This is a genomic window from Tepidiphilus margaritifer DSM 15129 (assembly GCF_000425565.1).
Lineage (GTDB): Bacteria > Pseudomonadota > Gammaproteobacteria > Burkholderiales > Rhodocyclaceae > Tepidiphilus > Tepidiphilus margaritifer.
Window position 1 is genome coordinate 427,387 of the sequence record NZ_KE384397.1, and the last position, 12,275, is coordinate 439,661.

Annotated in this window: 12 protein-coding genes; 7 read left to right on the plus strand and 5 right to left on the minus strand. The window is 67.4% G+C overall.

Annotated elements, in window-relative coordinates; translation table 11 throughout:
* Positions 1-14: 14 nt before the first annotated feature.
* Genes H607_RS0110755 through H607_RS0110770 form a run of 4 tightly spaced genes read left to right on the plus strand, consistent with a single transcriptional unit; the run spans position 15 to position 4,769 of the window.
* Positions 15-1,157 (plus strand): D-alanyl-D-alanine carboxypeptidase family protein, encoded by a 1,143-nt coding sequence (locus tag H607_RS0110755; RefSeq protein ID WP_211218557.1) that lies wholly within the window; start codon positions 15-17, stop codon positions 1,155-1,157.
* Entirely contained in the window at positions 1,154-1,819 is a 666-nt protein-coding gene (gene lipB, locus H607_RS12760) for a lipoyl(octanoyl) transferase LipB (protein WP_083962037.1), read from the plus strand. The genes H607_RS0110755 and lipB overlap by 4 nt, the downstream gene beginning before the upstream one ends.
* 12 nt (positions 1,820-1,831) lie before the next feature.
* A complete protein-coding gene (gene lipA / locus H607_RS0110765; protein ID WP_028875436.1) occupies positions 1,832-2,788 on the plus strand; it encodes a lipoyl synthase in 957 nt (318 codons plus the stop codon).
* Between the two features lie 10 nt (positions 2,789-2,798).
* A complete protein-coding gene (locus H607_RS0110770; protein WP_028875437.1) occupies positions 2,799-4,769 on the plus strand; it encodes a UvrD-helicase domain-containing protein in 1,971 nt (656 codons plus the stop codon).
* On the opposite strand, the gene dsbD is transcribed toward H607_RS0110770, so the two are convergent.
* Together dsbD and cutA are read right to left on the minus strand one after the other, a co-directional pair.
* Entirely contained in the window at positions 4,766-6,595 is a 1,830-nt protein-coding gene (dsbD, locus tag H607_RS0110775) for a protein-disulfide reductase DsbD (RefSeq protein ID WP_037990316.1), read from the minus strand. The two genes, H607_RS0110770 and dsbD, sit on opposite strands and share 4 nt — an antisense overlap.
* Positions 6,592-6,930 carry a divalent-cation tolerance protein CutA gene (cutA, locus tag H607_RS0110780; protein ID WP_028875439.1) on the minus strand — a complete coding sequence of 113 codons (339 nt, stop codon included), beginning with the start codon at positions 6,928-6,930 and terminating at the stop codon, positions 6,592-6,594. The genes dsbD and cutA overlap by 4 nt, the downstream gene beginning before the upstream one ends.
* Positions 6,931-7,025: 95 nt before the next feature.
* On the opposite strand from cutA, the gene paeA reads away from it, so the two are divergent.
* Positions 7,026-8,354 carry a polyamine export protein PaeA gene (paeA, locus tag H607_RS0110785; RefSeq protein WP_037990318.1) on the plus strand — a complete coding sequence of 443 codons (1,329 nt, stop codon included), beginning with the start codon at positions 7,026-7,028 and terminating at the stop codon, positions 8,352-8,354.
* A 1-nt stretch (position 8,355) separates the two neighbouring features.
* On the opposite strand, the gene H607_RS0110790 is transcribed toward paeA, so the two are convergent.
* Entirely contained in the window at positions 8,356-8,571 is a 216-nt protein-coding gene (locus tag H607_RS0110790; protein WP_028875441.1) for a glycine zipper 2TM domain-containing protein, read from the minus strand.
* 78 nt (positions 8,572-8,649) lie between these two features.
* Positions 8,650-9,216, minus strand: a complete 567-nt coding sequence (locus H607_RS0110795; protein WP_028875442.1) for a lipid-binding SYLF domain-containing protein — start codon at positions 9,214-9,216, stop codon at positions 8,650-8,652.
* Positions 9,217-9,369: 153 nt separating this feature from the next.
* On the opposite strand from H607_RS0110795, the gene gpgS reads away from it, so the two are divergent.
* Both gpgS and gpgD read left to right on the plus strand, forming a co-directional pair.
* Positions 9,370-10,521: an N-acetylglucosaminyl phosphatidylglycerol synthase gene (gpgS, locus tag H607_RS12765; protein WP_037990323.1), complete on the plus strand. Its 1,152-nt coding sequence runs from the start codon at positions 9,370-9,372 to the stop codon at positions 10,519-10,521.
* On the plus strand, positions 10,518-11,333 hold the full coding sequence (gpgD, locus tag H607_RS12770; protein ID WP_083962039.1) for an N-acetylglucosaminyl phosphatidylglycerol deacetylase: 816 nt from the start codon (positions 10,518-10,520) through the stop codon (positions 11,331-11,333). Before gpgS ends, gpgD begins: the two co-directional genes overlap by 4 nt.
* On the opposite strand, the gene H607_RS12775 is transcribed toward gpgD, so the two are convergent.
* Positions 11,256-12,275, minus strand: coding sequence for an alpha-hydroxy acid oxidase (locus H607_RS12775; protein ID WP_157381300.1), 1,020 nt, complete (start codon positions 12,273-12,275; stop codon positions 11,256-11,258). The genes gpgD and H607_RS12775 overlap by 78 nt on opposite strands.

Here is a 12,275-nt window from a genome sequence, read left to right on the forward strand (position 1 = left end):
GTAGGAGTCGGAGCGTGAGGTTTCCTCGGACGATTCAGGCTTTGTTTGCGTTCTTTCTGGTATTTTGGGTGACAGCGGCGCAGGCGGTGGTGCCGCCCATCACCCTCAATGCCCGGCAGTGGGTTCTGATCGACGCGCGCACCGGCGAAGTGCTCGCCGGCAAGGATGCCGACCAACCGGCCGAACCGGCCTCTATCACCAAGCTCATGACCGCTTACGTCGTCTTCGGCGCACTGCGCGATGGGCGTCTGCGGCTCGACCAAAGCATTCCCGTCTCGTCCACGGCGTGGAAGATGGGCGGTTCGCGCATGTTCATCGATCCCAAGATGACGCCCACGGTGGAGCAATTGCTGCGTGGCATGATCATCCAATCGGGTAACGATGCTTCCGTAGCCCTGGCCGAAGCGGTCGCCGGCAGCGAGGAGGCCTTCACCGCCCTCATGAACGAGGCGGCGAAGAAACTCGGCATGAAGAATTCCCACTTCACGAACGCGACCGGCATGCCCGATCCGCAGCACTACATGAGTGCGCACGACATCGCGCTGCTCGCACGCGCCATCATCGACGAGTTTCCCCAGTTCTACAAGATCTATTCGGAAAAGGAATACGTCTTCAACGGCATCCGTCAGCCCAACCGTAACCGGCTGCTGTGGCTCGACCCCAGCGTCGATGGCATCAAAACCGGACACACCGCCAGCGCCGGCTACTGCCTGGCTTCTTCGGCCCAGCGCGAGGGGCGGCGGCTCATCGCCGTGGTGCTGGGGGCATCCTCCGATGAGGTTCGGGTTCAGGAATCGCTGAAGCTGCTCAATTACGGTTTCCAGTTCTTCGACGCCGTCAAACTCTACGACGCCAACCAGACGGTGGCCACGCTGCGCGTGTGGAAAGGGACCAAACGCGAGGTTCCCGTGGGATTCACTTCTGACGTGGTGCTGACCCTGCCGCGCGAAGACGCCAAGCACGCCGAGGCGCGCTTCGTCGGCGAAGAGCCGCTGCTCGCGCCGGTGAGCAAGGGGCAGCCGGTGGGCCGGGTGGAAGTCACCGTCGAGGGCAAGCCGCTCACCACGCTCACCGCGGTGGCGCTCGACGACGTGCCGCAGGCGGGCTGGTTCGGCCGCGCCTGGGACGCACTGGTGCTGTGGCTCAAGCGTTGGTGAATCCTACGTCGGTTCACTGGCTCGGTCGGCAGCCCTACGAGCCGGTGTGGCGCGCCATGCAGCGCGCCACCGCCGAGCGCGGGCGCGATGCCCCCGACCGGTTGTGGTGCCTCGAACACGAGCCCGTCTATACCTTGGGGCTCGCCGGTCGTCCCGAGCACCTGCTGCCCCAGGGGCGTGCGTCGGGGATTCCCGTGGTGCACATCGACCGCGGCGGGCAGATCACCTACCACGGTCCGGGTCAGCTCGTCGTCTATTTTCTTCTCGATCTGCGCCGCCGTGACTTGGGTGTGCGCGCCCTGGTGCACCACATCGAGCAGAGCGTGATCGATCTGCTCGCCGCCTGCGGCTTGCACGGCGTGCGGCGTGAGGGCGCCCCCGGCGTTTATCTCGCCGGCGCCAAAATCGCCGCTCTGGGGTTGCGGGTGAAGAATGGCTGTACTTACCACGGACTCTCACTCAACGTGGACCTCGACCTCTCGCCCTTTGCCGGCATCAATCCCTGCGGCTATTCGGGGCTTGCCACCACCCGCCTGCGCGATCACGGCATCGATTGGAGCGTGCGCGAGACCGCCGAGCGCTTGCTCGAACCGCTGCAGACCTGGCTCGGGCCGCTTGCCTGGAGCGAAACTCCCGACCCCTGGGCCCCGCCCTCTCCCTGAAAGGAGCCGATCATGGACCGACCCGTCGATGCCCCCGAGAAAGCCCGCGGCGCCCGGAAAACCGCTCGTATTCCGATCAAGATCGTCCCCAAGGCGCCGCTGCCCAAACCCGAGTGGATCCGCGTGCGCCTGGCCGGGGGTGAAGAGGCCGAGCGCTTCCAGCAAATCAAGGCCACTTTGCGCGCCCATCAGCTGCACACCGTGTGTGAGGAAGCCTCCTGCCCCAACATCCACGAGTGTTTCGGCAAGGGGACGGCCACCTTCATGATCCTGGGCGACGTCTGTACGCGCCGCTGCCCCTTCTGCGACGTGGCCCACGGCAAGCCGCTGCCGCCGGATCCGGCCGAACCCGAGCATCTCGCGCACACGGTAGCGGCCATGCGCCTGCGCTACGTGGTCATCACCAGCGTCGACCGCGACGACCTGCGCGACGGCGGCGCGGCGCACTTCGCCGCCTGCATCCGTGCCGTGCGTGCACACTCCCCCTCCACCCGCATCGAAGTGCTGGTGCCGGACTTCCGTGGCCGGCTGGAGGCGGCGCTGGAAGCCTTCGCCCAGGATCTGCCCGACGTGATGAACCACAATCTGGAAACCGTGCCCCGGCTCTACCGCCAGGCACGCCCCGGGGCCGACTATGCCCATTCCTTGCGGCTGTTGGCGGAATTCAAGGCGCGCCATCCCGAGGTGGCGACCAAGTCTGGCCTGATGGTCGGGTTGGGCGAAACCGACGAGGAGATCGTGCAGGTGATGCGCGACCTGCGGGCGCACGGCTGCGACATGCTCACCATCGGCCAGTACCTGCAGCCTTCGTCCGGACACCTGCCGGTGGAGCGTTACGTTCCACCCGAGACCTTCGCCGCCTTCGAGCGCGAGGCGCTCGCCCTGGGATTCCGTCATGCCGCCTGCGGGCCGCTCGTGCGCTCCTCCTACTGGGCCGACCGCCAGGCGCAGGAAGCGGGCGTGGCCTGACCCGGCGCGTATGGAGCTCAATGCGGCGCAGCGCGCGGCGATCACCCACCTCGACGGCCCCTGCCTGGTGCTTGCCGGGGCCGGCAGCGGCAAGACGCGCGTCATCACCCACAAGATCGCCCACCTCATCCAAAAGGTGGGGCTCGCCCCCCGGCACATCGCCGCCATTACCTTCACCAACAAGGCCGCCCGCGAGATGCAGGAACGGGTGGCGGTGCTCCTGGGCGGGCGGCTCCCCGGCGGGCTCACCGTGAGCACCTTCCATGCGCTCGGCGTGCGCCTGCTGCGCGAGGAGGCGCCGCACCTCGGGCTCAAGCCGCGCTTCTCCATCCTCGATCCGGCCGACGCGCAGAACGTACTTGCCGAGCTCCTGCCCGCGGCCGAGCGCGGCATCGTGCGCCAGCTGCACTGGCGCATCTCGCAATGGAAGAACGCAGCGATCGAACCGGAGGAGGCCGAGCAGCTCGCCAGCGATGAACTCGCTGCCGCCGCAGCCGCCGCCTACCGCGACTACGAACGCACGCTGCGCGCCTACCACGCGGTCGACTTCGACGACCTGATCCTGCTGCCCCTGCGCCTGCTACGGCGCGATGCCGAGGTGCGCGAGCGCTGGCAGAACCGGCTGCGTTACCTCCTCGTCGACGAATACCAGGACACCAACCGCACCCAATACGAACTCCTGAAGCTGCTCGCCGGGCCGCGCGAAGCCTTCACCGCCGTGGGGGACGACGATCAGGCGATCTACGGCTGGCGCGGCGCCGACGTCGAGAACCTGCGGCTGCTCGCCCAGGATTATCCCCGGCTGCGGGTCATCAAGCTGGAGCAGAACTACCGCTCCAGCCGGCGCATCCTTGCCGCCGCCAACACCCTGATCGCGCACAACGACAAGCTGTTCGACAAGCGCCTGTGGTCCGAGCACGGCGAGGGCGAACCGGTCACCGTGTTCGCTTGCCGTGATCCCGAGCACGAGGCCGAATGGGTGGCGGCGCGGCTCGATGCCCACCGCTTCCAGCACCGCGGCCGCTGGCGCGACTATGCCATCCTCTACCGCAGCAATCACCAGGGTCGGCTCTTCGAGCAGGCCCTGCGCCAGCACAAGATCCCCTACACCCTCACCGGCGGGCAATCCTACTTCGATCGCGTCGAGATCCGCGACGTCATGGCCTACCTGCGGCTGCTGCTCAACGAGGACGACGACCCGGCCTTCGTGCGCGCCATCACCACGCCACGGCGCGGCATCGGCCCGGCGAGCATCGAGGCCCTGTCGCGCTACGCTGGCCTGCGCCACCTGAGCCTGTCGGCGGCGCTGCGCGAAGAGGGCGCGGCGGCGCACGTGCCGGCCGCGGCGCTGCAGACCCTTCGTACCTTCGCCGAATTCCTCGATCGGCTGCGCTGGCGGGCCGAACGCGAGCCAGCCGCCCGGCTCCTCGAAGAGCTGCTCGCGGCGATCGACCTCGAAGGCTGGTATCTCGCGCACGGCGAGGCACGTGAGGCCGAGACCCGGGCGCGCTCGCTGCGCGACTTCGCCGCCTGGGTTGGGCGCAAGGGCGAGGAGGAAGGAAAAACGCTATTGGAGCTTGCGCAGACGCTCAACCTCGTCGCCCGGCTCGACGACGGCGAGGACGATGCCGACGCGGTGCAACTCGCCACCCTGCACGCGGCCAAGGGGTTGGAGTTCAAGCACGTCTTCCTCGTCGGCGTGGAGGAGGGCATCCTGCCGCATCAGACGAGTCTCGAGGAAGAACGGGTCGAGGAAGAGCGCCGGCTCATGTACGTGGGCATCACGCGCGCGCAGCGCAGCCTGACGATCACCTGGTGCGAGCGCCGGCGTGAGGGCAAGGAGTGGCGCAGCGTGGAGCCATCGCGTTTCATCGCCGAGATGGGCGAGGGGGTGCAGATGCGGCGGCGCGATGAGCCCGTGGCCAAGGAAGACGCCAAAGCGCGGCTTGCGCGCTTGCGCGCGATGCTCGAAGGCGGCTAGCGCCCCAGCCAGCGCTCGAGCCGCGGCAGCAGTTCGTCGGGTCCGAGGTAGCCGGCCACGCGCAGCTCGCCATGCTCTTTGCCGCCGGGCGCGAAGAAGAGCAGGGCCGGCGGCCCGAAGAGCTCGAAGTGGCGCAGCAGCGCACGGGCGGATTCGTCGGCGGCGGTGACGTCCACGCCGAGGCGGGTCACGTCGGCGAGGCGCTCGCGCACGCGAGGATCGTCCAAGGTCACGTGTTCCAATTCCAGGCAGGAGACGCACCAGTCGGCGCGCACGTCGACCAGCACGGGGCGATCGCTTGCGCGCACCGCCGATTCCAGTTCGGCGAGCGAGCGCACGGTGGGGACTTGCTGCACCGGCGCCGGGGCGGAAGAGGCTGCCGACAGACGCAGGGCGAGCGGCTGCAGCGGGTCGCGTGCTCCGCCCAACAGCCCCACCAGGGCGACGATGCCGTAGGTGGCAAGGGCGAGTCCCAGGGCCTTGCCCAAGCGCCGTATGGCCGACGCTTGCGGAGGCAGGGGGTCGATCGCATGCAGGAAGACGCCGGAGCCCAGCGCGAGCAGCGCCCAGCCGAGCAGCCACAGCCAATCCGGTGCCACCGGCCGCACGATCCACCAGGCGAGCGCCAGCATCAGCACGCCGAAGATGCGCTTTACGCCTTTGAGCCAGGGTCCGGAGCGCGGCAGCAGCTCACGGGCTCCCAGGCCCACTGCCAGCAAGGGTGCCCCCATCCCCAGACCCAAGGCGAAGAGCGCCCAGCCGCCGAGCCAGGCGTCCCCCGTGCGGGCGATGTAGAGCATCGCCCCGGCGAGCGGCGCGGCCACGCAGGGGCCGACCACCAGCGCCGAGATCGCCCCCATGAGCGCGACGCCGAGATAGCGCCCTCCCGGCAGGCGTCCGGCCGTGGCATCGAGCCGGGTCTGCCAGGAGGCAGGCAACTGCAGCTCGTAGAGGCCGAACATCGACAAGGCGAGCAGTACGAACACCAGCGCAAAGCCTCCCAGCACCCAGGGGGTTTGCAGAGCGGCCGAGAGGAGCGTTCCCGAGAGTCCGGCGAGCGCTCCGGCGATCGCGTAGGTGGCGGCCATGGCCATGACGTAGGCGAGCGATAACCCGAAAGCCCGTCCGCGTGAGACGTGTTCCTTGCTTCCAACGATGATGCCGGAGACGATGGGAATCATGGGAAAGGTGCAGGGGGTGAAGGCAAGCAACAGCCCCAGGCCGAAAAAGGTGGCGAGCATGGGGGCCCAGTGACGCCCGGCGAGCGCTTGTGCCAGCCGTCCGCTCTCGTCGCCCGGCAGCGTGCTCGCGGGCGGCGCGGCTTCGGAGGTCGCAACCGGGGACCTCTCTACGGCACCGCGCAGCCGCTGGAGCAAACTGGTGGCAGGCGGGGCGGCGGCTACCTCGAGGTCGGTGACCACCGGCGGAAAGCAGATGCCCCCGTCCCAGCAGCCTTGGTAGGTGAGGCGCAGACGTTGCGGCATTACTCCCTCGAAGGCCAGCGGGATGGCGACCCGGTCGCGATAGACGGTGACGTTGCCGAGGAATTCGTCCTGCTTGGCTTCGCCCGGAGGCAGGCGAGGGGCTTGCAGCTGCGCACCGGCAGGAGCCGTGGCGGTGAATTTCAGCTTGTCCCGATAGAGGTAGTACCCCTCGCGGATGGCGAAGTCGACCACGATCGAGTGCTCCTCCCCGCGCCAGGCATGCGGGACGAAGGCTTCTTCCGGCGGCACCGGATCGGCCGCACGGGCGAGGAGCGGCGCGAAGAGGATGAGCAAGGACAGCAGGACGTATGACAGGCGTAACCGGGAGCGAAGGCGACTCATGCAGGATCCTCGGGAACGGGCAATGTCTGCGCGGCGACCCACTCCAGGTAGGTGGGCAGCCCCGCCGACACTGAGACCGCGACGATTTCCGGGAGTTCATAGGGATGCAGCGCACGCAGGCGCTCCTGCAGCGCCGGGTAGCGCGCGGCGGTCGTCTTCATGAGCAAGAGGGTTTCCGCGTCTTCGTGCACCCTGCCCTGCCAGCGGTAGAGCGAGCGCAGGCCGGGAAGGACGTTGACGCAGGCGGCGAGTCGCTCCTCGACGAGGGTGCGGGCAAGCTCACGGGCCGTGTCGGGATCGGGGGCCGTGCAATATACGAGCAGGATCGTGTCCATCACCATCGTTCCTCATGACCGTGCTTCATTATATCGCCCGGTGCCTTGGGGCTTCCTCGCTATAATGAATACGTTACGAGAGAAAAAAATTCATCATGACCATCGTCTTCGTCTTGCTGTTGCTCGTGCTAGCGGGTGCGTTCTTCTCGCTGGCGGAGATCTCGCTTGCCGCCTCGCGCAGCGTGCGCCTCGAAATGTTGGCCAAGGAGGGCAACCTCGCGGCGAAACGGGTCTTGCACCTGCAGGATCAGCCGGGGCACTACTTTACGGTGGTGCAGATCGGCCTGAACGGCGTCGCCATCCTCGCCGGGGCGGTGGGCGAATCCTCGATCACGCCCTCGCTCGAACCGCTCATCGTCCTCGTTTTACCTCCAGAATACGCCGGTTCGGTCGCCTCCTCCATCGCCTTTCTCGCCGTGACGCTGCTCTTCGTCGTGCTCGCCGACCTGGTCCCCAAGCGCCTCGCGCTGCTCTCCCCCGAGCGCATCGCCCTGGTGGTGGCTCCGCCGATGACGCTGCTCATGCGCCTGCTGCACCCTTTGGTGTGGGCGATCGACGCGCTCGCTTCCGCCGTGCTGCGCGTGGCCGGTGCGCCGGAGCGGCGTCGTGAGGAGGTCACCGTCGATGAAATCGTGGCGCTCGCCGATGCCGCTACCCGGGCCGGGACGCTGCTCGCCGAAGAGCAGAAACTGGTGACGCGTGTCTTCGAGCTCGACGAGCGCACGGTGCGCACCGCCATGGTACCGCGTGACGAAATCGTGTATCTGCTGGTGGGGGAGGCCGAGGAGAGCATCCGCAAGAAACTGCGCAATCATCCGCACGGGAAATTTCCCGTCTGCGACGGCTCGCTCGATCGACCCGTGGGTTACGTCGATACGCGCGATCTCTTCCTGGCGATCATCGATGGGGAAAAGGTCTCGCTCACCGCCGAGATGGTGGTGCGGGATTTGTTGGTCTTCCCCGATACGCTCACGCTGCTCGAGGCGCTGCAGCGCTTTCGCAGCGCGGGGCAGGATTTCGCTCTCATCGTCAATGAATACGCCATCGTCGTTGGTCTTCTCACCCTGCGTGACGTGATGGACACCGTGGTCGCGGTCGATCCAGTGGTGGGGCGCGAAGAAATGATCGTGCAGCGCGATGCCGATTCCTGGCTGCTCGACGGGCTCACCCCCATCGCCGAGGTGGCCGAGGTGCTCGGCATCGATGAATTCGAGGGCTCGGAGCACTTCGAGACCATCGCCGGCTTCATGATGTACCACTTGCGCAAGGTGCCCAAGCGCACTGATGCGCTCGAATACAAGGGCTATCGCTTCGAGGTGGTCGATATCGACAACTATCGTATCGACCAGCTGCTGGTGACGCGCCTGGCGCCGCCATCGGAGGCGACGCCAGCGGCGGAAAGGGAAGAATCGTCCCCTTCTTGAATCACTTGCCGATCTGATCGCCGATGAGCCCACCGATGGCGGCCCCGCCGACGGTGCCGAGCAGATGTCCTTCGGAGACTGCCGCCCCGACCACGCCGCCCACGGCGGCACCGCCCACGGCGGCTTTCTCGCGGGGCGACATATGATCCCACGTGGCACACCCGCCCAACAGACTCAAGACGGAAGTGGCAAACGTGACAAGGAAGATTCGTTTCATAGCCGCTCCTCTTGGTGATTTACACGTTTTATTTATACCGGGAGCGGCGCATGGAAGATGTTTCGGGATGTCAATCGGTCAGGGCTGTTTGATCCGCGTGATCTTCGTGCCCTCGATGTTGATGCCACCCATGAGCCCCTGTTGGTCGAAAATGAAGGCGTAGGCGTCGTCACGCAAGGTGGTGGTCGAGAGGTTCTTCGCCAGCCCCTCGTCGACCACGGTGAGGGTCGGGCCCGTACCCAGTTCCCAGCCGTGACTTTCTTCGAGGTACTTGAGGGCGCTATCCGTCATGAGGAAGAGGGCATAGCCATAGCTCTGCGCCCCGAGCTGCAAACCCCACGAGGCGGAGACGGAATTGTAGAACCCTCGTACCTTACCATTGACGAAGAGTACGCCTTCGCCATAGCTTCCGCCAAAGACGAGACCGGCCTTGATGATGTTGGGAAAGACCAGTACTCCCTTGGCCGACTTGGCGATGGCGTCGGCAGCCGGGTTGATCTTGCGCAGGGTTTCGAGTGCCTCGCGCGCGTCGCGCACGAGCTCTTCCTGAGTGGTGGCAGCCCATACGCTGGAGGTGAAACCGAGCGCGAGGGCCAACGACAGGGCTTGGAACCAGGGCAGGAAACGGCGGATGGGGAGCGGCATGGCAAGTCTCCTCGAGGTGGTCGGACGATAAGATGATCCTATTTCAGGATAGTCGGGTCGAGGCGGAATGCAAGGGATTCTGTGCAGATGGGGTGGCGTGTTCGTGCCCTTCGGCGTTACACTCGCGGAAATTTTCTGCCAACCGGACAGCTCATGCATCTTGCCGACGTCACGTTGTTCTACTCGGAAGCGAGCGGGGGCGTGCGGACGTATCTGGAGTCGAAGCGGCGCTTTCTCTCTTCGGTCGAGGGGGTGCGGCATACCTTGGTGGTTCCGGGCGCTGAAGATCGGTCCGCGCTCGGCTGCGAGGCGATCTCGGCCTGGCCCATTCCTTTCTCCACCGGTTATCGATTCCCTTTGCGCCCTGGTCCGTGGGAAGATCGCCTCGTTGCCTTGGCCCCCGACGTGATCGAGGCGGAAGATCCTTACGTTCCCGCTTGGGCGGCCCTGGCTGCCGGGGAGCGGTTGGGCGTGCCGGTGATCGGCTTCTACCATTCGGATCTTCCCCGCCTCGTCGAGCGACGCTTCGGCCGCGCCTGGGGGCGTGCGGCGGCCGCCTATGTGCGTCATCTCTACCGGCGATTCGACCGGGTGCTCACGCCCAGCCGTACCATGGTGGAGCATCTGGCGGCGATCGGCGTGGAGGGTGCGATCGCCCAACCCTTGGGCGTCGATACGGCCGCGTTCTCGCCGGCGCGGCGCGACCACGCTCTGCGCGCCGAGCTGGGTATCCCTCAATCGCGCTGCCTCATGGTCTTCGCCGGCCGCGGTGCCCGCGAGAAGAACCTCGACGTGCTGCTCGCGGCGGCGCGGCTCTTGGGTGAAGATTTCCATCTGCTGCTCGTCGGGAGCGCCATGCCGCGGCGGGTGCCGGAAAACGTGACCGTGGTCGACCGCTTCGTTGGCCGTGAAGACGTCGCCCGTATTCTTGCCAGTGCCGATCTGCTCGTCCATGCCGGCAATCAGGAGACCTTCGGCCTGGTGGTGCTCGAGGCGATGGCGAGCGGCATTCCCGTAGTCGGCGTGGCCGGCGGGGCCGTGTCCGAACTGGTGCCGCCCGAGGCCGGCCGGATCGCTCCGCGTCTGGATGCGGCGGTGTTTGCGCAGACGGTGCGTGAGTTCGTCCGTGAGGTCGATCTCGAAGAGGCCGGGCGGCAGGCGCGCGCCTGGGTGGAGCGCCGTTACGCTTGGCCGGCGGTGCTTCCCGGACTGCTGGAGCACTACCGTGCCCTGTGCGGCGTACCCTCGCTGCTGCCGGTGCCGGTGGCTGCGGAAGTGGTCGATGCCTGGCAGGGGGGGCGATGAAGGCGTGCTTCTCGGTGGTCCTGCACGACGTGGCACCGGCCACGTGGCCGCTGTATGCGGACTTCGCGGCCAAAGCGGCATCCTGGGGCGTGCCGCTCACGCTCCTTCTCGTGCCCGACTACCACGGACAAGGGACGTTCGACCGGGAGCCGCGCTTTTGTGCCGCGATCGAGCGGGAGCTGGCCCGCGGCGGCGAGGCAGTGCTGCACGGGTATTTTCATGCCGACGGGCTGCCCTGTCATGGACCGATCGACTTCGTGCGCCGGCGCATCTTCACCCATGAGGGGGAATTCGCGGCGATCCCCGAGGATGAGGCCCAAGCACGGCTCGAACGGGGCCTCGCGCTCTTCGCGCGCCTGGGTTGGCCGGTGGAGGGTTTCGTCGCGCCGGGTTGGCTTCTGGGAGAAGGCGCCTGGCGCGCGCTCGCGCGTACGCCCTTGCGCTATACCAGTTCGCCGCGGCGGGTATATGCACGCACGGACAGGCAGTGGCGCCCGATCGAGGCGCCCAGCCTCGTGTGGAGCGCCCGCAGCGGCTGGCGGCGGCTCGTCTCGCAGCTGGTCAATGAGCGCTGGTTGAGACGCGGCGCGGACCGTCCCTGGCTGCGACTGGGATTGCATCCGGTGGATATGCGCCACGAGCGCTCGCGCCGTTTCTGGGAGCGGGCGATGCTCGCGCTGCTGGCCGAACGAACGCCGTGCACCAAGGGCGAAGCGCTTCGCAGTCTGGCGTCGTTACAGCAGGGCGGCGACGGCGGCGTACTCGTCGCGCAGCAAGCGCAGGCAGCGGGCGACGCCGTGCGCGCCCTCTAGGGCAAGCGCTGCCACGTAGGGGCGGCCGACGAGCACGGCCGACGCGCCCAGTGCCAAGGCTTTGGCGACGTCGCTGCCGCGGCGCACACCCCCGTCGAAGAGGATTGTCATCCGTTTGCCCGTGGCTCGTGCGAGCGGGGAAAGCCGTGCAAGGCTCGCGGGGGCGGCGTCGAAGGTGCGTCCGCCGTGGTTGGAGACGACGAGGCCGTCGTAACCCAGCCGCGCCAATGCGTCGGCGTCTTCTTCGTGCAGCACGCCTTTGGCAAGAAGGGGCTGCCGCACATGATCGCGCAGCCAGGCGAGATCATCGCGTGTCGGCGCGAGGGCAAGGAGGGCCGCCAGGTCGTGCGTGCGCTGTGTCGGCGCCTGGGGGTCGAGGTTTGCCGGCGCTGCCTGCGGCGGCAGGCGGAAACCGCTGCGCCACAACCGCCAGCGCAAGCCTCCGATGGGCGCATCCAGGGTGATCATCCAGGCTTCTGGACGCAGCGCCGCGGCGCGCTCGATGAGCCGAGCGGTGGCGGCGCGATCGCCCTGCCAGTAGATCTGGAACCACAGCGGTTCTTCTTCGGCGAGCTGGCGCAGTTGCGGCCAGGGGGTGCTCGCCAGGCTGGAGACGATGGGCGTGACACCCTGCGCCAGCGCTGCGAGGACGCTCGCCGCCTCGCCGTCGGGATGGAAGAGCCGCTGGTGTGCGATCGGCGCGAGCAGCAGCGGCAAGGCGTGGCGCCGGCCGAACAGGGTTGGCCCATTAGGCGGGGCGGGAGGCGTTTCGCGCACGAAACGGGGGATGAGGGTGGCAGCGTCCAGCGCCTCGCGGTTGCGCCGCGCCGCCAGTTCGGCTTCGGCCCCACCGAAGAGGTACGCGGCGACGTCCGGCGGCAGCTGCCGTTGCGCGAGCTCGAGGTAGTCTTCGGCGCACACGGGCGCAGGAGTGCCAGACAC